At 37.1% G+C, this 26,423-nt stretch carries 22 protein-coding genes; 11 read left to right on the forward strand and 11 right to left on the reverse strand.

Annotated features, from left to right (window positions below):
• On the forward strand, window positions 1-332 hold a 332-nt coding region (locus H592_RS0104215; RefSeq protein WP_028867674.1), incomplete at its 5' end, for an IS66 family transposase.
• A 30-nt stretch (window positions 333-362) separates the two neighbouring features.
• Window positions 363-1,310, forward strand: coding sequence for a formate/nitrite transporter family protein (locus tag H592_RS0104220; RefSeq protein ID WP_245600361.1), 948 nt, complete (start codon window positions 363-365; stop codon window positions 1,308-1,310).
• A gap of 302 nt (window positions 1,311-1,612) precedes the next feature.
• On the opposite strand, the gene H592_RS0104225 is transcribed toward H592_RS0104220, so the two are convergent.
• Window positions 1,613-4,117, reverse strand: a complete 2,505-nt coding sequence (locus H592_RS0104225; RefSeq protein ID WP_028867676.1) for an ATP-binding protein — start codon at window positions 4,115-4,117, stop codon at window positions 1,613-1,615.
• A 576-nt stretch (window positions 4,118-4,693) separates the two neighbouring features.
• On the opposite strand from H592_RS0104225, the gene H592_RS0104230 reads away from it, so the two are divergent.
• Together H592_RS0104230 and H592_RS0104235 are read left to right on the forward strand one after the other, a co-directional pair.
• Entirely contained in the window at window positions 4,694-5,668 is a 975-nt protein-coding gene (locus H592_RS0104230; protein WP_028867677.1) for a GGDEF domain-containing response regulator, read from the forward strand.
• Window positions 5,669-5,701: 33 nt separating this feature from the next.
• On the forward strand, window positions 5,702-5,920 hold the full coding sequence (locus H592_RS0104235; protein WP_028867678.1) for a hypothetical protein: 219 nt from the start codon (window positions 5,702-5,704) through the stop codon (window positions 5,918-5,920).
• Window positions 5,921-6,119: 199 nt separating this feature from the next.
• Here the strand turns inward: H592_RS0104235 and H592_RS0104240 are convergent, their stop codons facing one another.
• The 6 genes from H592_RS0104240 to H592_RS0104265 form a co-directional block, all read right to left on the reverse strand.
• On the reverse strand, window positions 6,120-7,850 hold the full coding sequence (locus H592_RS0104240) for an alpha-amylase family glycosyl hydrolase (protein ID WP_028867679.1): 1,731 nt from the start codon (window positions 7,848-7,850) through the stop codon (window positions 6,120-6,122).
• 125 nt (window positions 7,851-7,975) lie between these two features.
• Window positions 7,976-8,239 carry a DUF7218 family protein gene (locus H592_RS0104245; RefSeq protein ID WP_028867680.1) on the reverse strand — a complete coding sequence of 88 codons (264 nt, stop codon included), beginning with the start codon at window positions 8,237-8,239 and terminating at the stop codon, window positions 7,976-7,978.
• Window positions 8,240-8,334: 95 nt separating this feature from the next.
• Window positions 8,335-10,398 (reverse strand): catalase, encoded by a 2,064-nt coding sequence (locus tag H592_RS0104250; protein WP_028867681.1) that lies wholly within the window; start codon window positions 10,396-10,398, stop codon window positions 8,335-8,337.
• Window positions 10,399-10,647: 249 nt separating this feature from the next.
• Window positions 10,648-11,106 (reverse strand): hypothetical protein, encoded by a 459-nt coding sequence (locus H592_RS0104255; RefSeq protein WP_028867682.1) that lies wholly within the window; start codon window positions 11,104-11,106, stop codon window positions 10,648-10,650.
• Between the two features lie 151 nt (window positions 11,107-11,257).
• Window positions 11,258-11,938, reverse strand: coding sequence for an SDR family oxidoreductase (locus tag H592_RS0104260; RefSeq protein ID WP_028867683.1), 681 nt, complete (start codon window positions 11,936-11,938; stop codon window positions 11,258-11,260).
• Between the two features lie 34 nt (window positions 11,939-11,972).
• Window positions 11,973-12,542 (reverse strand): DJ-1/PfpI/YhbO family deglycase/protease, encoded by a 570-nt coding sequence (locus H592_RS0104265; protein WP_028867684.1) that lies wholly within the window; start codon window positions 12,540-12,542, stop codon window positions 11,973-11,975.
• A gap of 666 nt (window positions 12,543-13,208) precedes the next feature.
• On the opposite strand from H592_RS0104265, the gene H592_RS23520 reads away from it, so the two are divergent.
• Both H592_RS23520 and H592_RS0104275 read left to right on the forward strand, forming a co-directional pair.
• Window positions 13,209-13,367, forward strand: a complete 159-nt coding sequence (locus tag H592_RS23520) for a YqaE/Pmp3 family membrane protein (protein ID WP_037070891.1) — start codon at window positions 13,209-13,211, stop codon at window positions 13,365-13,367.
• Window positions 13,368-13,602: 235 nt separating this feature from the next.
• The gene (locus H592_RS0104275) at window positions 13,603-15,948 is read left to right on the forward strand and encodes a glucose/quinate/shikimate family membrane-bound PQQ-dependent dehydrogenase (protein WP_028867685.1); all 2,346 of its coding nucleotides are present in this window, start codon (window positions 13,603-13,605) and stop codon (window positions 15,946-15,948) included.
• Between the two features lie 415 nt (window positions 15,949-16,363).
• Here the strand turns inward: H592_RS0104275 and H592_RS0104280 are convergent, their stop codons facing one another.
• The 4 genes from H592_RS0104280 to H592_RS0104295 all read right to left on the reverse strand — a co-directional run bounded on the left by H592_RS0104280 (window position 16,364) and on the right by H592_RS0104295 (window position 20,561).
• Window positions 16,364-17,467 carry an ABC transporter ATP-binding protein gene (locus tag H592_RS0104280; protein ID WP_028867686.1) on the reverse strand — a complete coding sequence of 368 codons (1,104 nt, stop codon included), beginning with the start codon at window positions 17,465-17,467 and terminating at the stop codon, window positions 16,364-16,366.
• Window positions 17,468-17,477: 10 nt separating this feature from the next.
• Entirely contained in the window at window positions 17,478-18,248 is a 771-nt protein-coding gene (locus tag H592_RS0104285) for a carbohydrate ABC transporter permease (RefSeq protein ID WP_245600363.1), read from the reverse strand.
• A 64-nt stretch (window positions 18,249-18,312) separates the two neighbouring features.
• Window positions 18,313-19,209, reverse strand: coding sequence for a carbohydrate ABC transporter permease (locus H592_RS0104290; RefSeq protein WP_051368971.1), 897 nt, complete (start codon window positions 19,207-19,209; stop codon window positions 18,313-18,315).
• Between the two features lie 101 nt (window positions 19,210-19,310).
• The gene (locus tag H592_RS0104295) at window positions 19,311-20,561 is read right to left on the reverse strand and encodes an ABC transporter substrate-binding protein (protein WP_028867689.1); all 1,251 of its coding nucleotides are present in this window, start codon (window positions 20,559-20,561) and stop codon (window positions 19,311-19,313) included.
• Between the two features lie 1,280 nt (window positions 20,562-21,841).
• On the opposite strand from H592_RS0104295, the gene H592_RS0104300 reads away from it, so the two are divergent.
• From H592_RS0104300 to H592_RS0104320, 5 genes are all read left to right on the forward strand, one after another.
• The gene (locus tag H592_RS0104300; protein WP_028867690.1) at window positions 21,842-23,806 is read left to right on the forward strand and encodes an LTA synthase family protein; all 1,965 of its coding nucleotides are present in this window, start codon (window positions 21,842-21,844) and stop codon (window positions 23,804-23,806) included.
• Window positions 23,807-24,091: 285 nt separating this feature from the next.
• A complete protein-coding gene (locus H592_RS0104305; protein ID WP_028867691.1) occupies window positions 24,092-24,565 on the forward strand; it encodes a hypothetical protein in 474 nt (157 codons plus the stop codon).
• 380 nt (window positions 24,566-24,945) lie between these two features.
• On the forward strand, window positions 24,946-25,326 hold the full coding sequence (gene gloA2, locus H592_RS0104310) for an SMU1112c/YaeR family gloxylase I-like metalloprotein (protein ID WP_028867692.1): 381 nt from the start codon (window positions 24,946-24,948) through the stop codon (window positions 25,324-25,326).
• Window positions 25,327-25,415: 89 nt separating this feature from the next.
• Entirely contained in the window at window positions 25,416-25,835 is a 420-nt protein-coding gene (locus H592_RS21465; protein WP_051368973.1) for a BLUF domain-containing protein, read from the forward strand.
• Window positions 25,836-25,965: 130 nt separating this feature from the next.
• Window positions 25,966-26,262, forward strand: coding sequence for a hypothetical protein (locus H592_RS0104320; protein WP_028867693.1), 297 nt, complete (start codon window positions 25,966-25,968; stop codon window positions 26,260-26,262).
• The last annotated feature ends 161 nt before the right edge of the window (window positions 26,263-26,423 follow it).

The raw sequence follows: 26,423 nt of genomic DNA on the forward strand, positions 1-26,423 counted from the left end.
TACCAATACCAACTACCCGCCAACGAGGCAGGGTGAAAAAAACAAAATCTAGAAATTTACTTGAGCGTTTACAAAATTATGAAGATGACGTACTCAGGTTTATGATCGATAAAGCCGTACCTTTTACTAATAATCAAGGCGAAAATGACTTGAGGATGGCAAAAGTTCAGCAGAAGATCTCGGGCTGCTTCAGGAGCGAATATGGAGCAGAAATGTTTTTTGGTCTTCGTAGTTACTTATCAAGCTGTAAAAAGCAGGGAGTAAGTGGCTCTACTGCTTTAACGCTATTGTTGAATGGCATGCTACCTAATATTTTTATCCCTGCTGAGTAGTTACATTTATTTTAAATATAAAAGAGTAAAATGATGACAAATAAAACGATACTCAATAAAAAAAACATCACACACCAACGTGATACTTATCATATCGATAAGATTAAAGAACGTATTGATAAGCATAATATTGAACAAGGCAATAGTGAAAGAGGCAAAGAACGAAAAATAGAAGCTGAACACTATAAAGAAGTCATTGTAAAACGTATTGACGGTACCTTCAGGCACGCTGACGATATATTACAACTTGCAATACATGAGGGTAAAAGCCAAATAGAGAGGCCTATTTTAGGTTTACTATTATCCTCGGTTGCTGCGGGCATGATCATCGGGTTTACAGTATTAGCTGTCGCGGTGATAACAAGTATTGTGGGTAGTACGGAAGGTATTAACCGTGTATTTATGGCGTTAGTTTATCCTCTTGGCTTTGTTTTATGCATATTAAGCCGAACGCAGCTTTTCACTGAACACACCGCCACAGCTGTTTATCCTTTACTCGATGGAACTACTGATATTGCAGGTGCATTAAAACTTTGGATCATTGTTATTCTAGGTAATCTGACCGGTGGCTTTACCATTTCAGTCTTATTGAATGCTGCCGAACCTGTTATTCATGCTAAAGAGGGATATTTATTAGTTGCTGAGCATGTTTTACAGTATGACTCAACTAGTTTACTCATTAGTGCTGTATTAGCAGGGTGGTTAATGGCTATTGGTGCTTGGACAATTCTTTCTACACACTCAACTTCCAGTCAAATTCTTTGTATTTATATTGCTACATTTCTTATCGGTATTGGTGGTCTTCATCATTCTATTGCTGGATCTGTAGAATTATTTATTGGTTATCTAATGTCTCCTGAGATTACATTAATGACGATTACACCGGTTATCTTATTAGCTTTATTAGGTAATGCGATTGGCGGAAGCATTTTTGTGGCCTTATTGAATTATGGGCATATTAGAGGTCTTAATAAGTGAGAAGACGACTGCAAATAATGGCTATATCCATTCTGCATTTAAAGCATATTATCAATATAGAGTAAATCATTGGTTATTTTACAATGTTATATATTAACAAAAAGTAGCGGACACCCATATAACAAAAAGTAGCGGACACCCATAAACTTTGACGACTCGTTATTGATTAGTAATATTTTTTATAAAAATTTATGGCTGTGCAGTTTGTTCTGTAAAACCACTAATGTAAAAGTATTAAGGGAGTTAATAAAAAAGAGATTTTTTTAAAAGCTATTAATACTTCGTCACTTATCTATGAATATCTATGAAGTATAATTGGCCAGTATATTAAGGAGTTGAGGTATATCGACAGGTTTTGTTAAATGGAAATCAAATCCTGCTTGTTTAGAGCTTTCTTTCGCTTCTTTGTGCCCAAACCCAGTTAAAGCAATACTTAACATTGGCTTCGATTCATTAAATTTTATAGTCTCAAGTAAATCATATCCCGTCATATCTGGCAATCCAATATCTAAAATTAATATATCTGGATTGGCGGTGTTGATATCCGTTAAAGCGGCGAGGCCAGTATGATTGGTGTGCACTTTATAACCCTTCATACCTAAAATAAGTGACAGGCCGTAAGCAGCATCCTCGTTGTCATCAACAATTAAAATGGAGTGTGCTGCTGAAGTAGATGTTTGCTCAATAATTTCAATTGGTTGTTCTGTTATCCCATTTGCCACCACGATAGGCAGTCTCAAAGTAAAAGTTGTACCCTGATCGTGGCCATCACTTTGAATGGTAATTGAACCGTCATGCAAAGTAATAAATTGTTTTACTAAAGATAAACCGATCCCCATTCCTGAGTTAGCAATGGAATGACTTTGTTTTAATTGTTGAAAAGGTTCAAATATTTTATCTTTAAATTGCATATCAATTCCCACACCAGAGTCTGTAACGGTGACCTCTAAGTTGTTCGATATTTTCTTTAATTCGATAGAAATTGAACCCCTTTTTGGTGTGAACTTATTGGCATTGTTAATGATATTACCAATGGCTTGTTGTAATCGGGTTTTATCAACTGAAGTAATGATGTCAGTATCAGGTAAAAGGAGTGAAACATGTTGTTGTTTTTGTTCAAACTGCAACATAAAGCTTTGATAGATATCTTGTACTAAGCAATTAAAGTTAATTGTTTCTTTTTTTAAGGTGATTTCCCCACGAGAAATGCGTGTTAAATCTAATAGGTCGTCAAGCAACAATGAGACGATACCTACATTGTTTTGAATCATACTCACTGCGCGGTCTAACTGACTTTTATCACGTTCAATTATTTGAATGCCGCTCGCTATCGCAGCAAGTGGGTTACGAATTTCATGTCCTAAAGTTGCTAAAAATTCGTTTTGTTTTTCATTCGCATCCTGTAACTCTCGCACAGCCGCTTTTAAGGAACCTTCAAGCTCCATCTTTTTTGTAATGTCTATTACCATGCCAATCATTTTGAATGGTTTGCCATGTTGTAACAGTACTTGTCCGGTAGCTTCTAACCAGGTAATTGCATTTGTTTTTTTATTGATGACTCGATAAGTAGATTTAAAATGTCCATCACCAGCAGGATCTGCAGCTAATGCTATTGATTTACTTACATGTTGAAGATCATCTGGATGCAATCCACGATTAAAATCTTCTATTGTTAATACTTGAGCGTCGATGCCCCAAATATCAATGATCAATTGATCCCATGATAATTCGCCTGTCTGTAACATAAACTCAAATGAACCCATTTGATTAGAGTTTTTAGCAATTCTAAGTCGTTTTTCGCTTTCCTTTAACTCGGCTTCCATGGAGGTTCTATGCAATGCAATAGACAGAATATTTGCAGCAGACATTAAAAAATTTGCATCATCTTCAGTGAACTCATATTTTTTAGTGGTGTGAACTGCTAAAACACCCCAGGGATTCTCACCTTTATTAATAACGCAACTCATCCCGCTGATAACATGATGGTCAATGAGTATCGAGGTACCTACAAAACGTTGTTCTGATGTTAAATCTTCAATGATAACCGGGGTGTTACAATGCAATGTAAACCCCGCTTGTGAAGTAATATCTGCTGATATTTTTGCCTTACCAACTAAGTGTTTATGCCAACCTGTGCCTGCTTTTAATAGTAGCGATTTATCGCTTGGAATGTATTCTAGTACTTTACCTAAATCCGCATTCAATGTAGCTGAAACATCTTTCACAAGAGACTGCATAAAATTATTCATATCGTTAGTACTTAACGCCTCTACTCCTAATCTTGCAATCACGGCGTGTTGTTGTCCACTTGCTTCTAGACGTTTAACAGCATTTTTTAAATGTGTAATATCATAAAAAGTCAGTACAACACCGTCTTCAACATTTTTCTCTGAACGATAAGGTAAGATCTTCTGTAAAAACCAACGGCCATTGACCTCTATCTCTTTCTCTCTTGGTTGAAGGCTTTTAAGTACCAACTTTGCTTCGTCCATTGTTGCTAAATCAATAAAAGAGCATGGGTTTTTATCTAATGGAATCGCTAGATTATACGATTTTATATTTAATAGTCGTTCAGCGGCTGGTGTGAACAGTTTTATTTTAAGTTCGTCAGATATGAATACGGAAGCTAAATCAGTACTGGCTAAAAAGTTTTTTATATCACGTCGTGTCGATGATAAAGCATCGTTTTTTTTACGTAATACTTCATTGATTGACAATGATTCTTCGTACTTGGTTTGAAGGGCATCAAGACGCTCTGCTAATGTTTCTTTAGTATCTGTTAGTTCTTTTTGCAAAGCATCAATCATGGTCTTCGTTCCTTAAACTCATACAATATTGGTCAATAAGATTTAATTATTCAACAGTCATCATCGATGAAATCAGGTTCATAAAACGAATTGTGAAGTTTAAAAATACATATATTTTGTATATTTCAATAATATTTAATTTATACATAATTTAAGTGTTAATAACTAGCAGTTAATGCAGTTTTATTTCACGTATTGATAGGCCAATTAATCATTTTGGTTTTTATAATCTAAATTCGTTTTTTTATCCCTTATTTAGGTTCATGCTCGTTGTTTTTATCAGCACAATAAAAAAGTGATCTAACAGATAAAAATAAGATCAATAATTAAGACTAAAAGCTGAATATATTGTTTTGTAAAGGATGTAAATACTACAGGGTGGATTAACTTATTTACGCAGTCATAAAATGAATTTTTGTTTTTAAGATGAAGAAATGGTATAAAAAATTAAATATCAATAGCTTAGAGACTTTCTATGTTGGCATCTTATCTGCTTAATATATCTAATTAGCTTTACGAAAGCTGCTCAACAATTTTCAAAACGTTTTAATGAATTGCCAATTATATGGAGTATTTATGGCCGAACATGAGATACCAACACTCTCTTTAGAAGATGATTTAACATTATCTTCTACATTATCAAAACAAACTCTCATGATAGTAGACGATTACCCAAATAATTTATTTGGAATGAAGGCGCTGTTCAGCAATGATTACAATGTTGCTATTAAAGACAACGGTGAAGATGCTATCGAGTACATCAATACCAACGTGGTTGATCTTATTTTACTCGATGTCGATATGCCGGTGATGAATGGTTATGAAGTTTGTAATATTTTAAAAACAAATACGGCGACTAGACATATTCCCATTATTTTTGTTACCAGTGCAGAAAGCGTGGCAGAAGAACAAAAAGGGCTATTGCTTGGGGCTGTCGATTATGTGATTAAGCCTGTGAACTTAAACCTATTACGCGCAAGAGTTTCTAATCATATGCAAGTGGTATCTGACCGAAAAGAATTAGAAGCATTATCCAGTCTTGATGGTTTAACTGGCATAGCAAATCGAAGACAGTTGGATATTATGTTAAAGCAAAATTATGCTTCAATGATCAGATCTAACGAAAATTTATCTATAATTATGCTTGATATTGATGATTTCAAATCTTACAACGACACTTACGGACATACAAAAGGCGATCATTGTTTAAAGAGTGTGGCTCAAACTATTTTCCAAGCCCGCCGCAGAGATGCTGATACGATAGGTCGTTATGGAGGAGAAGAGTTTGCCATTATTTTACCTAACACCGAAGTTGAAGGTGCGCTATTAATTGCCAATGACGTATTGGATCGCATTCGAGATTTAAAGCTAAAACACAGCGGTAATTCAATGCATAAGATAGTGACAGTTAGTATGGGGCTGGTTACTTTTACTTCACAGCAAGATAATCCTCAACACGTAGCATTAGAAGATTTAGTGAATTATGCAGATGCTCAATTATATCAAGCGAAGAAAAAGGGCAAAAACTGTGTCAGTTACATTACGGTTTGATATTTTCTCACATAAAAAACGATAGGCTAAACTATGAAAACATCTGAATTGCCTGAGTATAATAAATATATCCACAATATTAGAAATTCATTAAACAGTATTTCCTTACATGCTGAACTAGGTAAGATGCTGATTGAAAATGGAACTGATAAAGAGCAAATGTTGCACGCGCTAACTGTTATTTTACAAGAATGTAAAAACAGTGAAATAGCATTGAAAAAAATAGGTAAAAATAATACTGAAGAAGAATGATTTTCAGCTTCTTAGCTTATCGAGCAGGTAATTAGACGTAGGAAGTTGGAATTAGAAAGTTAAGGGCTGGTAATTAGATGTACGTAAATAATGATGTGCATCACGGGTAGAAAGGTTCTGCTTACCTACCCGGATGGGGTTAATTGATTTTAGTCTGTTAATGCAAGTCAGTTCATTCATTGTTCAGGTGTGTATTTATCTAATTAGAAAAAATGAACACACTGTATTTAGGTATTTTGACAGTGCCATTATTTACCCTAACTTGCTCAGTCACTATGCCATCAGACCACGCAAATAAACATGTTGCCTCTTCGTTTAGTTCACTTAATGCATATTCATCTATTTCAACATCAGATAGATTGAGGTAAACGTTAATTTTTTCATCAGCAACCCCATTTGAACGGCTGAATCCAATAATCTTATGCTCGTCATCACGGTGTATAATTTGTGTTTGGTCACCGGTTAAACCTGCCGAGTTACCCTGATTATTTTTACGTAATGCAATTAATTGTTGGAAGGCTGCATAATATTCATTAAATTGATCTTTTTTGTGCCAATTAAGTGCTTCATTATCATTAAACCAACCACTTTCTTTCATCTCCTGACCTTGAAATAGCATCGGGACTCCCGCCGTCGTAAAGACTAACGTTGCTGCAAGAATCCCTTTTTGGCGTGCAAAAAAATCATCGTCAACGTTACCGGGTGCAACTTCTTCTACTATTCTAGCCTGCCCGTTAGCAACTTCATCATGTGATTCTGTATATATAACACGTGAATAAATGTTACCGCTGTAACTATGCAGCAGGGCGCCTACTACTTTATCAAGGTCTATGTCTTCAGCGGTCGGGTGAGTTAACGCCGCTCGTATTGGGTGTACAAATTCCGCATCCCACTGTGATGTAAAACCACAACCACCTTGTTCTACTGCATCAGTGATGAAATCATGCTTGTGTAAATCTTCCGCTATACAGATTTTATTAGGAAAATTATGTTTGATGGTTGAATTGATATCCTGGATAAGCTCGTAGGCTTCTGGAATATCATCTTGTCCGTTATCTGCCCCTGAAATACAGCGCATAAACGGCAACATATCTAATCTCAACCCATCAGCTTTAAACTCCCTTAACCACATTAATGCATTGTCTTTGATGTAGTCTCGTACTTCGATGCGACCGTAATCAGGTCGGGTCTCACCCCATGGTGTTGAACTTCTTTGGTCATTGTAAAAGTAAATACCCCCTTTATCGTTTTCGTTCCATCCATCGAATTGCCATATATCCAAATCACTCGGTCCAAAATGGTTATATACAACATCTAAAATGACACCAATACCTCGCTGATGTGCTGCATCTATAAATCGTTTTAAACCATCGGGACTACCATAGGCTTCTTCAACAGCAAAGGGAGAAGCTGGATTATATCCCCAACTAATATCGCCAGCGAATTCATTGACTGGCATTATTTCTAACACATTGACACCTAATTCAACTAAATCATCCAGTCTTTCGATTGCAGAATTAAAAGTACCACGTTCATCTGATATTTGATTAAAGGTGCCAATATGCATTTCGTAAATGATTCTTTGATGGACAGGAGGTAACTCAAAGTCGCTTATTTTCCAATTAAAATCATCATCATATATGATTGAATTACCCACACTGTTAGTCATTTTTCTAGCGCGAGGATCATTTTTTTTGTTCTTTTTATTATCTGCAGATTCAATACAAAATTTATACTCATCTTGATTAGAAGCAGTTGAAATATCGACCCACCAAATCCCGTTATTTGCTTGATGCATTGCATTTCGGTCTTCGTCCCAATCATTAAAGTCACCAACTAAAGAAACTGACTTAGCATGGGGGGCCCACACTGAAAATTGGTAACCTTTGTCTATTTTATTAACACCTAAACTACCTTGATATGCTGACATAGTTTTATGCTCCAATAATGTACTTGATAAGATGGAAAGGATTGTGTGATCTATTTTTATTGTTTATATAATTTGTTTAAAACTATCATTAATATGCATGATGAATAACATCATGGAGCGATTAACTAATGGGCTCTTAATGCTTCAATTAATTCTTCTTTATTCATGTTAGAACGGCCATTAATGGTTAATGTTTGTGCTCGTTTATACAATTCAGCTTTATTCCAGTTTTCATATGGCTGCGCTTTCCCGCCTTTTTTAGCTGGGTGCATCTCTGGATTTGCTTGCGCATTAGCGATGCGGGCCGATTTTTCTTTACTGTTTCCTTGGTTAATCAAGGCTTCGTAAACGCGGTCATTTTTAATTTGTTTACCATGTTGATGAGACATAATTTTCCCCTTTGGTCGAGACAGAACGACCGAGTTAACGGTCGTTTATTATTCATTTACCGTACTTTTATTGATATACCTGCATGTTTGATTTATCATTTCCAGAAACGTAATGATCGAAGTGTTTTAATAAATGAATCAGCTGCTTTATCATCTAAGTTAATCATCCCATTATCTTCTACATTATCTAACCCCACGGCTTTAAGTAAAGATTGTGCTTGCGGAGTATAACCAATGAATTTTTTGTGGGCGTAAGCATCACTGATAAAATCTTTAGCTTCGGGCACTTTGGCAAAATAGTCAGCTCCATCATTACTCACTAGCACTAATACTGCATCGTATAATACAGATGGACCACCAGCGATAGCTTGCTGCGCTTTAACGTGATTACCTTTAGAACAAGCAGCACCGCCTATTTCTGCTGCAATCACTTCGTATCTAGCACCTTCATCGGCTAATGCATCAGTAACGGATTTAAATAATGCACCGTCAAAACCTTCCGATATTAATATACCCAATTTTCTACCTTTGAAAGTGTTAACTGAATTTTTTAATATACTCAATGCGTCTGATACAGGTAAATCGGTACGCGTTGCTTTTGCTGCTTCAGCGGCTTCTGGCATGGTTTCTAAACCTAAGCCTGCTGCGACTTTTTCAGCTAACTTTTTATCGATATTGATGAGGTGTGATACTAAACGTTCCCGGATTGCTAATTTTTCGACTTTGGATAACTCAAACACTAGTGCAGATTGAATGTGTTCCTGCTCGACGTCTGTTTGGCTGAGATAGAACTGGCGAGCTTGGCTATAATGATCTGAGAAGGTTTCAGAACGATAGCGTGTTTTATCACCCATCATTTGCTCTGAACTACTTTTAAAACCTTGTTCAGGACAAGCGCGAGGATTATTTTCATCTGCATCCCAAGAGTTAGGTTCATAGTTAACACGACCCTTTGGATTTTTCATCGTCATGTGTCCATCTTGTTGAAAATGATGCATTGGACATTTTGGTGCATTAATCGGAATATCAGTAAAGTTGGGACCACCAAGTCGTTTAGTTTGAGTATCTAAATAAGAAAAATTACGCCCTTGTAATAAAGGATCAGGCGTAAAATCAATACCTGGCACTATGTTCTGGGTACAAAATGCGACCTGTTCAGTTTCAGCAAAAAAGTTATCGACAACGCGATCAAGTACCATACGGCCAACAATTTTAACCGGTACTTGTTCTTCAGGAATAAGTTTAGTCGGGTCGAAAATATCAAACTCAAAATCGTCAGCAAATTGTTGGTCGAACACTTGTAGGCCTAACTCCCATTCAGGAAAATCACCCGCTTGGATCGACTCCCAAATATCTCTTCGATGAAAATCAGGATCTGCACCGTTTATTTTGAGTGCTTCATTCCAAACCACTGATTGCATGCCTAGTTTAGGTTTCCAATGAAACTTAACAAATTTTTCTTCACCTTTAGCATTAATCAATTTAAAGGTATGCACACCAAAACCTTCCATAAAACGTAATGAACGAGGGATCGCACGATCAGACATGGTCCACATCACCATATTCATTGCTTCTGGTGTTAGGCTGACAAAGTCCCAGAAATTATCATGTGCTGTTTGCGCTTGAGGAAAACCTCTGTCAGGTTCTGCTTTTGCAGAATGTACCAAATCGGGAAATTTCATTGCATCTTGAATGAAGAAGACAGGAATGTTATTACCTACAAGATCCCAATTGCCTTTTTTAGTATAAAACTTAACAGCAAAACCTCGTACATCACGAGCCAAATCGCCCGAACCTTTGTTACCTGCTACCGTTGAAATTCTTGTAAATAACGGTGTTTTTTCACCTTTTCGCTGAAAGATATCTGCGCTGGTAATGTCAGATAATGATTCGTAGGTTTCAAAGTAACCATGCGCACCATATCCTCTTGCATGTACAACTCGCTCTGGGATTCTTTCATGATCGAAATGAAACAGTTTTTCTCTTAATACATGATCTTCCATCAAGACGGGACCATTTGCTCCAGTTTTTAAAGAGTTTTGATCATCACTGATTGGGCAACCTTGGCTTGTGGTCATTGTGGGGGAATCACCAGTATTTGATTGATGAAGCTCTCCACCTTTGCCTTTACCGCCTGAGTATTTAAATGATTCTGTCATATCTAGTCCTTAATCCTTGTGCTAAAAAATTAATGTTTAGAGGCTAACAATTAAACACGTTAACTCATTGATAAATAGCAATAACAATGCCAAATATAAACGTAGTAAATATCACTGTTAATCTATAATTAGATGTTCTGACACGTAAAATTTACAAACTTTTTGTCATTATTACTAAAGGTGATTAATGGTTTACATAGCCTTGATTAAATAAGCAAAAACTGAACTGTTTTTGCCTATAAGCATCTATTAAATATCATTCATTTCATTGATATCGATGGTGAGTTGTTTCTTTAGTTGCTCTGTGTGTTGGTGAAGATTATCAAATAATATTTCTACTTCTTGGGATTCATTTGATTTAGAAATACCTTGATAAATACTCGTTAAATATTGGTTAAAACGATCTGCTAATGCTTCAACTTGTTCGCTCGTCACTTGCGAATGATTAAAATCAGTTGAAAATAAAGAATCAATATTTTGCTCCGGATCAAATTGAATAAATGCTTCTCGAGTTTTATTCGATGCTTTATCAAGGTAGGCACTGACAAAGTCGAGCAATTCAAGTTCATGTTTTATCAGAATATCCAATAATAACTTTGTTCGTTGATTTTCAGCCACCATTGATAATGATTGATAAAATTCTGCAATACGTGAGTGCAACTTTTGATTTTGTTTTAAGAAATCGTGCACGTTATTAAAGTTATTCATTAAGTTGTGTCCTTTAAAATTTTACTCAGTTTTTAATGTTGATTTGATAGACCTATTGAGTGAATTAATTAGGTCTAACTATCTAATTCGTAAAGTAAATCCGAAACGTTAATTCGAAATGTTAATTCATAATTCAAATTAATAACGTAAATTAGTTTGTTGGCATGAGTGTTATTTCTCGAATATCACAACGAGGGTTGGCAGAAATGGCAAAAACAACAGCTTCTGCAACATCTGTAGGATCTAACTTGTCGGGCTTAGCTTCATCAAAGAAAGGGGTGTTGACCATACCTGGACAAATGGTGGTACAGCGACCTTTCCATTCTGCCATCTCAATAGCTAAATTTTGCGCAAAACCATAAGCAAACCATTTTGAAGCGCCGTACACTGAACCTTTAAGTGAAATTTTCCCTGCGATGGAGCTAGTGACGATAAAGTGTCCTTGAGTTTCTTTTAGTGCAGGAAGGCTTGCTTTAGCGGTATACAGTAAAGCGTTTATATTGACATCTAACATCGTTTTCCATTCATCTGGATTGCCATTTTCAATACCTGGTGTACTTGCACCCATGCCGGCATTGGCAAATACAACGTCTATTCTGCCAAACTTCTCTTTGGCTTTATTGATGACGTTACTAATTTCATCCAAGTTAGAGACATCTGCTGTGACAGCTAATACTTTATCTTCTCCCCAACGTTGTACTATTTTGTTAAGCTTTTCAGTGCTTCTTGCGGTGATCACTGCTTTGTGTCCAGCTTCGATGACTTTATCAACCGTCGCTGCGCCTATGCCACTTGAAGCACCTGTTATGATTATTATTTTTTGATTATTCATGTTTTATCCTCTATTTATCTTTTACGTAAACAATTTAATGTGTCAATTGGTATGCAATCGCATCGACAAAAGCAGGAATGTCATCAGGGTTACGGCTAGTAATTAATTTTCCATCTACGACTACTTTTTTATCTTCCCAGTGTGCTCCTGCATTTTTTAAATCTGTTCTGATACTTGGAAAAGAAGTGACCTTTTTATTTTTTACGATGTCAGCTTCCACTAATAACCAAGGTCCATGGCAAATAGCAGCGATTACTTTTATGTTGTCTTGTTTTGTTGCTTTTTGAATCAACGACACCACTTCTTTATTAGTGCGTAATACGTCAGGGTTGATTTGACCACCAGGGAAAATAATACCGTCATAATCTGAAAGGGTTATGTCGCCAATTTGTTTATCGACTTTAACTTTATCGCCCCACTTATTGACATCCCAACCACAAATTTCTTGATTGTTATCGATTGATACAACATCTATTTCTGCACCAAGTGCCGTTAAATTTTGTTTAGGTTGAAGTAGTTCGCTTTGTTCAAAACCATCGGTTGCAATCATGGCTATTCTTTTGTTTTTAAGTGAATTGTTTTTAAGTGAATTGTTGTTATTCATGCTGTCTCCTATTCAAATAAATTAATAACTATTAGCCAGTTGTTGTTATTTGTAGGGTCTATTCTGGCTATTTAGTTACTTTGGCTTTGCAATACCAATACCATGTTGTAAAAAGTTGGTTGATATCATTTAAAACAGAGGGTTGGAGGGGATTTAGGGCTTACAGAAAAATTAATACATTGGAATGAATAATGTAATATTTTTATTTATAAATGTAATATTTTCATGGTGTGGTTACTTTTACCGAGCTTGAAAAATTTGTATTTCAGTCAATAAATAGCTCTACTGAGTTTATTAAAATAATGATCTAAATACGAATAAAGGTATTAAGTTATTGAGAAGCTAATGATAGCCTTTAATCATCTTGATATAGTGAAAATCCCCTATAAACGCTAGCTCTAGACTGATTTATTTTCTATTTTAAATGGAAATAGTACCTTTCAATTTTTTTATTCAAGCTCTTTACTAACGCAATATTATGTCTATTCCTCCCATAAAAATTCCGCCTATTTTTGCTCTGTAAATCCGTGGCATGCTATTTGCTCCAGCCTTAATTGTTATACGAATTTTTTTAATTGTTACACGAATATTTTAACAGTGGAAAGTTGGTACTAGGTTGTTGAAATAGCCGCTTCCAAAGACTCATTTAATTTTAAGGATTAACCAATGGATATCATTCGAATCATCTTTGCTGTTTTATTGCCACCACTAGGTGTTTTTTTACAAGTCGGATTCTCATGGACATTCATCTTGAATATTGCTCTAACGCTTCTCGGTTATATTCCGGGGATCATTCATGCAATTTGGGTTATCGCAAGAAAGTAAAAATGGATTCAATTTCCATTTCATATTTATCAATTGATGTATGACGATAACTTCATCGAAACATAAACATTGAGCATCAACAGTACCGCTTCTTTCTATCATGGAGTGGTCATTGTTTCGAAAGTAACCATATTGTTGTCGTCTTTCAAAAAGTGAAATGATGAATATTGAGCATACTAAGATAAAAATTAAGCGATCAGAATACAAAATATTAAACAGGGGAAGGGAATATCATATGATCATATTAGCGGGACTATTTTTCATTATTGGAATAGCTTTATTTGTTGGCGGCAGTTGGTTAATTTTACTACATGGTAGTTTTTATTATTGTATCGCGGGGCTAATGCTCATCGCTGTATCATTACTGTTACGCAATAGAAATGTATTGGCCAACTTTATCTATGCATTACTATTGTGTGGGACGTTAATATGGTCAGTTAATGAAACTGGGATGAATTGGTGGCCATTGGCAACACGAATGGGGCTTTTCTTAGTCCTAGCGATACCATTAATACTGTGTGCTATGTTGAAGTATCGTCAACGTCGTGGCTGGTTGATTTTATTGCCAGTTTGGTTAGCTACCGCAGTCGTCACTGTCTCTCCTATTCTAATGTCCAACCCAAGTACACTTGAAGGCCAATTATCGCGAGAAATTAGTATTGCTAATGCTGATTTAGGTGGCGTTAATCCAGATGATTGGGAGGCTTATGGTCGCAGTAATTTAGGACAAAGATTCTCTCCATTAAATCAAATCACTCCAGATAATGCAGATCAGCTTGAGTTGGCATGGCAATATCAAACTGGAGATTTGAAAGGGCCCAATGATGTAGGTGAAACCACTTATGAAGATACGCCTATCAAAGTGGGTAATTCGCTTTACGTTTGTACTCCGCACAACTGGGTTATCGCTTTAAATGCAGATACTGGCGAAGAACAATGGGTTTATGATGCGAAAGTACCTGAAGACAGTCAGCGCCAACATCAAACATGTCGTGGAGTTGCATATTTACCTCCTGCTGATAAAAATTTACCCAATAATGTTCAACAATCGACTTTATCTGCAGAAACGTTAAGCCCGATATTATGTGATGCCCAACTATTTTTACCTACTTCTGACGCGCGTCTTGTTGCTATTGACCCAACAACGGGTGCTCGCTGTGCTAATTTTGCCAATCAAGGTGAATTAGATTTAATGCACAATATGCCGTTTACACAATCTGGGTACTATTATTCTACGTCACCACCTTTGATAGCAGGCGGATTAGTTATCGTATCGGGATCTGTTAATGATAATTACGACATCAATTCACCATCGGGTGTAATACGTGCTTACGATGTTAAAACAGGTGAATTAAAATGGAATTGGGATTCTGGGCACCCAGATGAAACATTGCCAATTGGTGAAGGTGAAGTTTATGCGACTAGCTCACCTAACAGTTGGTCTGTAGCGAGCGCGGATGAGAAGTTGGGTTTAGTTTATTTTCCAATGGGCAACCGCACACCTGATCAACTGGGTATTTATCGAAGTCCAGCAGAGGAAAAGTATGCAACATCAGTGGTTGCTTTAGACCTATCAACAGGTAAGGTTGCTTGGGTGCAACAATTTGTACACCATGATCTATGGGATATGGATACGCCAGCACAACCTTCGTTGTTGGATTTAGAAACAGCGTCGGGTACGCAACCTGCGCTAGTCGTACCCACTAAACAAGGTGATATATATGTATTAAATAGAGCGACTGGAGATCCTATTTTTCCAATTACTGAAGAACCTGCACCTCAAGGGGCTATTCCCGGTGATTATACTGCTGCAACTCAACCCACTTCAGCGTTATCGTTTAAACCAGAACCATTAAAAGAGAATGAGATGTGGGGAGCGACACCCATAGATCAATTAATGTGTCGTATTCAATTTAAACAGTTGCGTTATGAAGGGCGATATACGCCGCCATCTGAACAAGGTTCACTCATTTATCCTGGTAATTTTGGTGTGTTTAACTGGGGGAGTATTGCCGTCGACCCGAAACGACAACAATTATTTGGAATGCCTTTGTATTTAGCATTTGTATCTACGTTAGTCCCAAAAGATGGATTAGATTTAACGTCAGCTAATAAAGGTGAACAAGGTGTAAATTCAAATGATGGTGCAGATTATGCTGTCGAGTTAAAACCTTTCCTTTCACCGCTCGGTATTCCTTGTCAACAGCCTCCTTGGGGATATGTGGCTGGTGTAGATCTTAAAACTGGAAAAACCGCATGGAAACATCAAAATGGCACCATTGAAGACATGACGCCATTAAAATTGCCAATCGAAATGGGGGTGCCTGGAATAGGTGGTCCTATCATTACTGACGGTGGTGTTGTTTTTATGGCTGCATCAGTTGATAACTATTTACGTGCTTATGATATGTCTAATGGTCATGAATTATGGAAAGGCCGTTTGCCCGCAGGTGGACAAGCAACACCTATGACTTATTTAAATAGTAACGGTGAGCAAATGGTTGTTCAAGTTGCAGGCGGGCATGGCTCTATCGGTACCACTATCGGTGACTATGTTGTTGCTTACAAGTTAAAGAATTAATTATCAGCAATAAAAATATTGCTCGAGTTGCGGGTATATTAATAACGTTTTAACTGCGGATCCTGAGTCGTGGTTAGTTGCTTTATCTAGCTGCTTTATCTAGTTGCTTTATATTGATGGATAAACCTATTGTCCTTATATGATGGAGTATCGAGACCAATAATAGACGACTCATTTGACCTGATAGAAAAGTAGTGGACAGAAAGTAGCAAGCGAGAAAGTAGTGGAGGGGAAAGTAGTGGATACTCATAAACTTTGACAACTCATCATTACTCTTCGATCTGGCATCCGAGTTAGGGCTTGATAAAGCGTATTGAAGTAACATAAGTATAATCCCAACAGATTAACGGGGTTAATCTGTTGGGATCCTGTCAATAATTCTGTGGGTGATTTTTATTGACCAACCCAATTAATATTAATAAACACGTTCCTGAGTATCGGGGTCAAAAAACACTACCTTTGACATATCCAGCAATAGTGGCATTAATTTATCGACTTTACTTTCAGCAGTTGGATGGATGCGACAAACCGTTTTCACACCATTGATTCTCACTGTTACCAAGGTATCTGGGCCTGTTGGTTCGATGAGCTCTACATCACAATTCAACTTGGCACTATCGGGTTTGTCTTCACCTTGCTGAGTAATTTGCTCTGGTCGAATACCCAATATAATAGATTTGTCAGCGTATGCTTCTAATCCTTTAATATTCTGTTTAATTGGCACCTTCACTTTCTCATTGCCACTTTCAAGGCTTATCTGTATAACACCATTCACTTTCTCAGCCTGACAAGGAATAAAATTCATTGAAGGGCTTCCCATGAAACTGGCAATAAATTGATTACGTGGATTGTCATAAATGTCTTGTGGTGGTCCAAATTGTTGTATTTCGCCATCTTTCATCACTGCGATAACATCACCTAAAGTCATGGCTTCAATTTGGTCATGAGTAACATAAACAATGGTGGTTCCTTCTCGCTGATGTAATTCTTTGATTTCACCTCGCATTTCAACCCGTAACTTAGCATCAAGATTTGATAGAGGTTCATCAAATAAGAAAATCGAAGGGTCGCGGGCTAACGCTCTGCCCATTGCAACACGTTGCCGTTGTCCACCAGAAAGTTGCTTGGGTTTTCTGTCCAGTAAGGGTTCTATTTGCAATAACTTTGACACTTTTTCTACAATCTTTTTTTGTTCCGATTTTTCCGTTTTACGAATGGTTAAACCAAATTCAATATTCTGGCGAACGGTCATATTTGGGTAGAGTGCATAGGATTGAAATACCATCGCAATATCGCGGTCTTTCGGATCTAAATGCGTGACATCCCTATCTCCAATAAAAATATTTCCTTTACTAACAGGTTCTAAACCGGCAATCATATTAAGCAGGGTGGACTTACCACAACCAGATGGACCCACTAAAATCAAAAATTGACCCGGTTGTATCTCTAAATCAATCCCCTTGAGCACCTTGACTTTTCCATAGATTTTTTCAATATTCTGTATTTTTAAAGCGTGCATATAATGTCCTTTAACCTTTAACAGCGCCTGCTGTGAGTCCTTTAACGAAATACTTGCCGGCAACGATATAGACGAACAAGGTAGGTAGCGCAGCAATAATGGCAGCTGCCATATCTACGTTATATTCTTTGACGCCTGTACTCGTATTAACCAGATTATTCAGTGCAACTGTAATGGGCTGCGAATCTCCTGATGAATAAACGACGCCAAATAAGAAGTCATTCCATATTTGTGTAAACTGCCAAATCACCGATACAACAATGATGGGTATTGAAAGAGGTAGAATAATACGGTGGAAAATCATCCAAAATCCAGCACCGTCAATACGTGCGGCATTCACTAATTCTGAAGGAATGCTGATGTAATAATTACGGAAAAATAATGTAGTAAATGCCAGGCCATAAATGATGTGTACCATGATCAAGCCAGAGGTGGTTCCTGCAAGGCCAAGAAAACCTAGCATGCGCGCCATTGGCAATAGGACAACCTGAAATGGGATCATCGTACCAATCAGCAACATGCCAAAAAATAGAGTGCTACCACGAAACTTCCATTTGGTTAGTACATAACCATTTAATGCACCTATTACAGTAGAAATGATGACGGCAGGTACTACGATCAATACTGAGTTCCAGAAGTAGCCTTTGAGCCCCTCGCAACTTACTCCTGTACAGGCAGCCCCCCATGCTTTATCCCACGAATCAAAGTTCAATGCCTGTGGCATTGATAATAAGGTGCCTGAACGGATTTCATCCAAGTCTTTGAGCGAAGTGATCACCATAACCACGAGAGGCAATAAATATATAAGGGCAGCAAAGCCTAGAATGCTATAAATCAAAACTCTTTTAATGTTCATTATTTTTCTCCCTTAGCTCCGAATATAGATACGGGACGATAATTGCAATAACCGCCATTAACATCATCATAGAAGCTGCTGAACCCAATCCAATTTGTCCGCGAGTAAAGGAAAATGTATACATAAAGGTAGCGGGGACATCGGTCGCGAATCCGGGCCCACCACCCGTTAAAGCAATAATTAGGTCGAAGCTCTTAATCGCAATATGGGTCAGTATTATAAATGCACTGAAAAATACGGGGCGTAACCCTGGAATAATTATTTTCCGATAGATAAGTGGCATTGAAGCACCATCAACCTTAGCTGCTTTAATTATATTGTCATCAACGCCTCGTAAACCGGCAAGGCATAGTGCCATAACGAAACCAGATGATTGCCAGACACCTGCGATAACGACGGTATAGATCGCCATATCCGTGTTCACTAACCAATCAAAAGTGAATGATTCAAACCCCATTTCGCGTACTAGCCGTTGGATCCCCAGTTCAGGATTTAATATCCACTTCCAGGCCGTACCTGTCACAATAAAAGAGAGTGCCATCGGGTATAAATAGATGGTGCGAATAGCGCCTTCAGCACGAATTTTCTGATCAAGAAAAATCGCCATAAATAACCCAAGTAATAAACAAATTACAATGAATAAAACGCCGAATATAAAAAGGTTTTCAGCGGCTACCCACCAACGATCATTGGCAAACAACTTTTCATATTGGATGAACCCGGCCCAATCATACTTTGGTAACATACGAGAGGAACTAAAGGATAACCAAGCATTCATTAACATAAAGCCGTAGATAAAAATCACTGCCACAACAAAGGTTGGCGCTACGACTAGTTTTGGTAATAATTCCCCTAGCGATTGACGGGGAGCGCTGGATTTATTCATAAGAAGATGGATCCTCTTAAATAGCTAAATGAGATAGCTAAAATGAAAGCCGGGTATCAACTAGAAATAGCTGATAACCGGATGAATTAAAGGATTAGACTTTATTGAGCGGCTGCGACTGCTTTTACTAGTTTTGCAGCTGCGGCTTCTGCCGTTATTGAATCTGAGTTGTAAAACTCAGTAATGGTGTCGAAGATAGCACCTTGAGTAGAAGAGAACGTAGACATACCGTGCGCCATACTGGGTAGTAAGGTGTTTGCTTTAGCCGTTCTTACAAAGTCTTTTGCTGATATTTTTGCACAGTCATCAAACTTATCCATAGGTAGGTTCAAACGAGCAGGAATTGAGCCTTTGTTGAGGTTGAATATCTCCTGGAAAGCTGGACTTAGTATAGTACTCGCTAAATCGTTTTGGCCTTTTTGTAGTTCTTTGTCATCCACTTCAAACATCACAAAACTGTCGATATTAAAGGTGTAATCGTTGGTTGTACCTGGTGCAGCTACGCATAGGTAATCTTTACCCGGCATTTTACCAGCAGCAGTGAATTCACCTTTTGCCCAATCTCCCATGAATTGCATACCTGCTTCGCCATTAATAACCATGGCTGTCGCTAGATTCCAATCACGTCCCGGTGAACCTGCATCTGTGTAGCCTTTGATTTTATGGAAAACCTTCAAGGCCTTAATCATGGTAGGGCTGTTCAATGATTTAGGATCTAAATCAATGAATGCTTTGTTATAAAATTCTGCACCAGCGGTACCTAATACCACTGTTTCAAACGTTGTTGCGTCTTGCCAAGGCTGTCCGCCATGGGCAACAGCCGTCATGCCCGCTGCTTTAATTTTGTCTGCAGCAATAAAAAACTCATCCCACGTTGTCGGCACAGTTGCACCCGCTTTTTCAAATACTTCAGGGTTCGTCCACATCCAGTTTACACGGTGAACGTTAACCGGAACGGCTACATATTCACCTTTGTATTTCATTGTGTTCGAAACAACAGTAGGTAACAGTTCATCCCAACCTTCTGCTTTAGCTAGGTCGTCAAGATTAGCTAATACGCCTTCTTCCCCCCATTCCTGAATGCTTGGGCCTTTGATTTGCGCAGCTACAGGAGGATTACCAGAAACGACACGAGACTTTAACACCGTCATAGCACTTTCACCGCCACCGCCTGCAACCGCAAAATCTTTCCATACATGGCCTTTGGCTTCTAACATTGTTTTTAGCTCTGCAATCGATTTAGCTTCACCGCCAGAAGTCCACCAATGCAATACTTCTACTTCTGCAGCTTGTGCTGCCACTGAAAGACCCAGTGCTAATGAAACACCCAGAACCATTTTTGAAATTTTCATATGACTTCCCTTATCAAAAAAAACTGATAGCGGTAATGCTGATCAGACTGAAAATTTAGCGAATAGCCATTATTTTTTAATGCTAAATAATGTCATTTATGTTGTGAAATAAGTGCTTTAACAACTATTTAAAATAGTCCGCTAAGCAAAAGACTATAACTGAAAACTTAAATATGTGGTGATTAAACAAACAAGAGTTGTGATATTGATGTTAATAATATTTGACAAGTGTTTGCTTTAAAATATAGAAACTTACAATGAAAGGTGGGGGCAAATTTTTCTATTTTCACTGAATAATGGCGGTGAAGTAGTTGGCTTCTCCGGGTCGGAAAAAGGCTTCCCAGAATGGCTAGTAACGGATGTGTTGGTAAATTTTTTTATAAAAAGTGCTCAGTCACGATGGCAGAATATATCCGTTTTGTAGAAGAAGGGATAGAGCCATTTTCGATGATTTACAGCATCAAATATATTTAAGGGATAATGCTTTATGTAGGAAAATATCAATTATTAACAAAAGATGAATGACTAAAAGCGGAGTTAATTGCTAAAATTTAACGTTATAAATTGACTAAAAAAGTATATTCTACCTTAATATCTGTTAATGAATCCCCCTGTTAATGAATAACTATGTTGAGTCAACGCTTAACAGGGTTTTTATTATCATAAAATTTATGACTTAAAGATATCTGTTACAGATAACGGTTAACGTAAACCTTACCCAAATTAACAACCATTTTTATATCTAAAAAGGCTGTCAGTGTTTCACTATTACCAATGTTAATAAATGAATGGTAGTAAATGCGTGTTATTAACCTGTATTCAGTGAACTTTCAGTTTTTCTAAAGCAAACCTTAAGTTTCAAAAGATAGGATATCTGCATTATTTAATTATGCAGATATGTTAATGAAAAAAATCAATCCAATGACTCTAAAGCTCGCGTCAATGAATGTACTTCAAGCGCTCTCATCTCTTGTCTATTTTATTATTTATCTCAATTTTTTAATATTGATTCTGGTTGCGCTGTTGCTGGCCGTTATTGCTTGGTTTTGTGCTTCCATACATTTGTCGCTAAAGCCATTTTTTACGTCTTTTACACAATCCTTAAGCTCTTTTTTTAAATCTTATTTTTCTTCTGCTAAGCTTTCAACCTTTTGTTTTAAAAGGAAGTAAACTTTTTATCTGAACTGATTTAAATCATTAAGCCGGTTAGTTAAGGTTAACTACCGTTTTGAAAAAAAACGGTGTTTTTCAATTCGACTGATAATAATTAAGAGAAATAAATGCAACGTTTAAAAGCAAAATTAGGTCCGATTTATCCCATTTTGATTACCAGCTTAGTTATCTTGTTGATCTTTACTGTGTCACGTTTAAGTTTGTCTATTTGGCAGTTCGATAGAGTGAGCGAGGCAGATGGGTGGCTACTTGTTTTTAGTCGTGGCCTTAGAATAGATATTGCTTCAATCAGTTACCTGCTTGTTTTACCTGCATTATTGATGAGTTTGCTATCGGGTAAACATGTATTGGGTCAAGTGTGTATTTGGCTATTAAGAGGGTGGATAATTTTTGGTTTGTGGTTGATTGTTTATATGGAAGTGGTCACGCCAGCTTTTATTATTGAATATGACTTACGTCCCAATAGGTTGTTTATTGAGTATTTAATTTATCCCAAAGAAGTGCTCTCGATGCTGTGGGGTGGTTATAAAATTGAGTTATTAATCGCATTACTTGCCTCAGTGTTGGCACTAATAATAGGCTGGAAGTTGAGTGGTTCTGTTACAAAAGGGCTTACTTATCCTAATTGGAAATGGCGACCTGTTATTGCCATTGTTGTGGTAGCGATGTGTGTGATGGGGGGCCGTTCAACATTAGGACATCGCCCATTAAACCCTTCAATGGTTGCCTTTTCGAGCGACCCATTAATCAATGATTTAACCTTGAATTCTGCTTATTCATTAATGTTTGCTATTAAACAAATGACGAGTGAGCAAAGTGCCGAAGATTTTTATCCTAAAATGGATCCTGCCACTATTATTTCGGAAGTAAGAGCTTCAATGAATATTGATTCCTCTGCTTTTGTTGAAGATGTTAAACCTACGCTGGCGAACCATGTTGCTTCCTATCAAGGTAAACCCAAAAATATCGTTATTTTATTATTAGAAAGCCATGGTGCACGTTATGTAAAAAGTCTTGGTGGTAAGGATTTATCTCCTAATTTAGATAAATTGTACCAACAAGGGTGGGGATTTGAACGTCTCTACGCAACTGGAACTCGCTCAGTACGTGGCATTGAAGCGGTGACGACGGGGTTCTCCCCCACACCAGCACGCTCTGTCGTTAAGCTAGGGAAAAGCCAAACTAACTTTTTTAGCATTGCTGATTTATTAAAAGAACAGCAATATCACACGCAGTTTATTTATGGCGGTGAAAGCCATTTTGATAATATGAAAAGCTTTTTCCTAGGAAATGGGTTCGTTGATATGCAAGATTTTCCTACTTTTAAGTCTCCAGCTTTTGTGGGTTCTTGGGGAGCGTGTGATGAAGATTTATATGAGAAAGCAGATCAACAGTTTTCAGCGTTGACTGAGCAAGGTAAACCCTTTTTCAGCCTTGTTTTTTCATCATCTAATCATACGCCTTATGACTATCCAGATAACAAAATTAGCTTGTATAACGAACCTAAACAGAGTGTCGAAAATGCCGTTAAATATGCGGATTTTGCCTTGGGTCAGTTTGTTGCAAAAGCTAAAAAGTCAGCGTACTGGAATGACACCGTATTTGTGGTGGTGGCTGACCACGACGCTAGTGCAGGTGGCGCTTTAACCGTTCCTATTGGTCATTTTAAAATCCCTGCGGTTATATTTGGTGGTGGTATCGAACATCGTGCGGATAGTCGTTTAGTGAGCCAACTTGATTTGGTTCCTACCTTGTTATCATTAGCGGGAATTAATAGCCAGAACCCAATTATTGGGCATGATTTAACTAAAGTGCTTCCCGTAGAAAAACAACGTGCGATGATGCAGCGCGGTAATGACTTTGCTTGGATGACAGAAGATAATCAAGTGGTGGTTTTTCGCCCAGGTAAAGCGATTGCTTCTTACCGTTATGATCCTATCCTAGAGTCAGTGACTGCGCATCCTGTACAACAAAGTATTATTACTCGTGCACACGCTAATGCGATGTGGGGAAGTTTAGCCTTTAAGAATGATTATTATACGGCCCAACAAAGCTATCTTTTTACTCAGTAATAAACGAGTTTAGCCCTTCGTTTATTACACCTCCCAAAAAGATAACCTGCATTAAAACGGCGACTATTGCTCGCCGTAATCCTCATTCTGCGATTAAAACTATCATTAAGTTGTGCTAAATATCATTAAATCATTATGAGTTGGTTGAATAAGTGGTTACTTTTGCTACCTTTATTTGCACATGGAATAGAAAATAATGGTGTTGTTGATATAAATGCAATGATCAGCAATCATTATTTTTTAAAAATCATCTCGGCTTAGAGATTTAATAGAAGGATCGCTACCTTGAAAAAATTTATATTATCGCTATTTCTTGTGTTTAATGTGCAGCAAACCACCGCTACAGAGTTACTTAATAAAATGTTCATCTGTCAAAGTTGGCTTGATTTTGTTGAAGGTAACATTGCCTCACCTCCACCTAAGTATGACAAAAAAAGATTAACCCTAATTCGCACAGGCTTAGAAAATTTTAACCGCTATATACAAACTGAAATTATTGACCCTGATGTATTAGCGCGCGTTGGTGGTGACAAAGCTTTAGCAAACCAAGTACAAGTTAAACTTGATGAGAAAAAAGCGTTATTAGTTGACAGTCTCGAAGATCATTATCCTCACAATGATTTTAAGTTCGACCAGGTTATGGCACTTAATGATTGTGGTTTATTATCACCGCCACCTGCTGCAGGTTTTGATGAATTAAGAGTTTCATTAGATACGATGATTGATATGTTGAATATATATCCACGAGGCATGGATTGATGTTGGCTTTTTTAGCTTTTAGGTCGCTGGTGTTGGTTTTATCGCAGTCTGTTTACTGTTTCTTTAAGAACAGATGTTAATGTGATTCAAGAGACTGCATTCAGATTTTGTAGAAAGGTTGAGTTATTTATTTAACCTGCTTACTTTGATAGTTTAGTTTGATAGCTTACTTTAATAGTTTAGTTTAGTTTACTAGGCTAATGACATTGTAGTTTATTGTAAATCTAACTTTCTTTAATATATGTTCATTAATCAAGCTGTCTTTTTAAACGGTTATTTTTGATGGGTTTACCAGTAGTGTTGTCATTTCAACAGACGACACCTAAGTGCAATTGAAATACGACACTTAGCAAAAATTAACTTTATGGGGTTTTCTTTCAATGCTTAAATCAATTCATCACGCCGCTATTATTTGCTCGGATTATACAGCCTCAAAGCATTTTTATACTTCAATTTTAAAGCTAGAGATCATCGCAGAAAATTACCGAGAGCAACGTGATTCTTATAAACTTGACCTTCAATTACCTGATGGAGGGCAAATAGAACTGTTTTCTTTTAATAATGCTCCTGAGCGACTAAGTTACCCTGAAGCATTAGGGCTTAGACATATAGCCTTTAGTGTAGATTGTGTGGAATCGGTTAAAGCATATCTATTAGCCGAGGGGATTGAGGTTGAACCTATCAGAGTTGATGAGTTTACTAATAGAAAATATACTTTTTTTAGTGACCCTGATGGGTTGCCATTAGAGATTTATGAATAAAATAACGGCATTAATCACTGACTATTAAGTGTTTTAGTATCGCCTCTAAATTACGTCGCCTTTAAATTATTATCAATAGGTTAATATGTATGTTTGAATTACTTTATACCAGTGTTGCCCCGCAGTGTTTATCAGAAGATGAACTTATGGATATTTTGCTCAAGGCACGAATTAAAAATCAGCAACTGGGGATCACCGGGATGATGATTTATCATGATCGAGAGATAATGCAAATATTGGAAGGCGATGAAAGCGCTGTTAAAGCCTTGTATCAAACTATATGTGAAGATCAACGACATACTCGTGTAAATATTTTTTATGAAGGACATATTGAAGAAAGAGCATTCCCTGAGTGGTCGATGGCGTTCAAGTCTTTAGATGAAGCTGCGGTTAAAAAAATCACACTCGGTTATGAAGGTTTAAATAAAAAATTGTCGCCGATGAATATGATAAAAAAGAGCAATAACAGAGGAAAAAAAGTATTGATTTCTTTGTGTGATAATTTTTAGTAAGGACTTCTTGATACCGATTTATGTCTCTTTTACTGTAAGTACGTCATTGCTTCTAGTATATTTTTTGCGATCATGACACTGCCCTCGATTCGTTGATTTTATCCCTATTATCTATAAAAGGAAGCCCATGAGCCTTTGTCACGAAGTTGCCATTTTTAAAGTAGAACAACAAAACATTCCCAAAGTGATTGAATTGAGCCTGTTAATTTTTAATGAAATTAATGCCAATGAAACCCTGATCACTTCTTACGATATACTGCAAAAAACCGGTGTGGAAGATGAGATCTGTTGGCAACTCACTTGGGTTGATCAACAAGCGGTTAAATCTACGGCGTTAAAATGGCCCACTTTTCCAAGTACCAAAGCATTAGAGTCATTGGTTGGTGAAAAGATCTATTATGGTCACTTTCTAAGTAAGATTTGATAAGTTCGACTTAATTACATAGCTTTAATCAAGTCACTTTAGTAACTCAATCATCTAAAGCGGAGCATACAAGGTCGATCAAATATACTTAATGACATAAAGTGATTGCTTTGCTTCTTAGTAATGAAACATGTCCCAATTCTTCGAAATAGCTGATCATT

Source organism: Psychromonas arctica DSM 14288 (assembly GCF_000482725.1).
Classification (GTDB): Bacteria; Pseudomonadota; Gammaproteobacteria; order Enterobacterales; family Psychromonadaceae; genus Psychromonas; species Psychromonas arctica.

What these genes read in the sequence shown, in the direction of transcription:
- H592_RS0104220 (WP_245600361.1), top strand. Translation starts at nt 363, where the DNA reads ATGATGACAAATAAAACGATACTCAATAAAAAAAACATCACACACCAA.
- H592_RS0104225 (WP_028867676.1), bottom strand. Translation starts at nt 4,117, where the DNA reads ATGATTGATGCTTTGCAAAAAGAACTAACAGATACTAAAGAAACATTA.
- H592_RS0104230 (WP_028867677.1), top strand. Translation starts at nt 4,694, where the DNA reads ATGGCCGAACATGAGATACCAACACTCTCTTTAGAAGATGATTTAACA.
- H592_RS0104235 (WP_028867678.1), top strand. Translation starts at nt 5,702, where the DNA reads ATGAAAACATCTGAATTGCCTGAGTATAATAAATATATCCACAATATT.
- H592_RS0104240 (WP_028867679.1), bottom strand. Translation starts at nt 7,850, where the DNA reads ATGTCAGCATATCAAGGTAGTTTAGGTGTTAATAAAATAGACAAAGGT.
- H592_RS0104245 (WP_028867680.1), bottom strand. Translation starts at nt 8,239, where the DNA reads ATGTCTCATCAACATGGTAAACAAATTAAAAATGACCGCGTTTACGAA.
- H592_RS0104250 (WP_028867681.1), bottom strand. Translation starts at nt 10,398, where the DNA reads ATGACAGAATCATTTAAATACTCAGGCGGTAAAGGCAAAGGTGGAGAG.
- H592_RS0104255 (WP_028867682.1), bottom strand. Translation starts at nt 11,106, where the DNA reads ATGAATAACTTTAATAACGTGCACGATTTCTTAAAACAAAATCAAAAG.
- H592_RS0104260 (WP_028867683.1), bottom strand. Translation starts at nt 11,938, where the DNA reads ATGAATAATCAAAAAATAATAATCATAACAGGTGCTTCAAGTGGCATA.
- H592_RS0104265 (WP_028867684.1), bottom strand. Translation starts at nt 12,542, where the DNA reads ATGAATAACAACAATTCACTTAAAAACAATTCACTTAAAAACAAAAGA.
- H592_RS23520 (WP_037070891.1), top strand. Translation starts at nt 13,209, where the DNA reads ATGGATATCATTCGAATCATCTTTGCTGTTTTATTGCCACCACTAGGT.
- H592_RS0104275 (WP_028867685.1), top strand. Translation starts at nt 13,603, where the DNA reads ATGATCATATTAGCGGGACTATTTTTCATTATTGGAATAGCTTTATTT.
- H592_RS0104280 (WP_028867686.1), bottom strand. Translation starts at nt 17,467, where the DNA reads ATGCACGCTTTAAAAATACAGAATATTGAAAAAATCTATGGAAAAGTC.
- H592_RS0104285 (WP_245600363.1), bottom strand. Translation starts at nt 18,248, where the DNA reads ATGGTGATCACTTCGCTCAAAGACTTGGATGAAATCCGTTCAGGCACC.
- H592_RS0104290 (WP_051368971.1), bottom strand. Translation starts at nt 19,209, where the DNA reads ATGAATAAATCCAGCGCTCCCCGTCAATCGCTAGGGGAATTATTACCA.
- H592_RS0104295 (WP_028867689.1), bottom strand. Translation starts at nt 20,561, where the DNA reads ATGAAAATTTCAAAAATGGTTCTGGGTGTTTCATTAGCACTGGGTCTT.
- H592_RS0104300 (WP_028867690.1), top strand. Translation starts at nt 21,842, where the DNA reads ATGCAACGTTTAAAAGCAAAATTAGGTCCGATTTATCCCATTTTGATT.
- gloA2 (WP_028867692.1), top strand. Translation starts at nt 24,946, where the DNA reads ATGCTTAAATCAATTCATCACGCCGCTATTATTTGCTCGGATTATACA.
- H592_RS21465 (WP_051368973.1), top strand. Translation starts at nt 25,416, where the DNA reads ATGTTTGAATTACTTTATACCAGTGTTGCCCCGCAGTGTTTATCAGAA.
- H592_RS0104320 (WP_028867693.1), top strand. Translation starts at nt 25,966, where the DNA reads ATGAGCCTTTGTCACGAAGTTGCCATTTTTAAAGTAGAACAACAAAAC.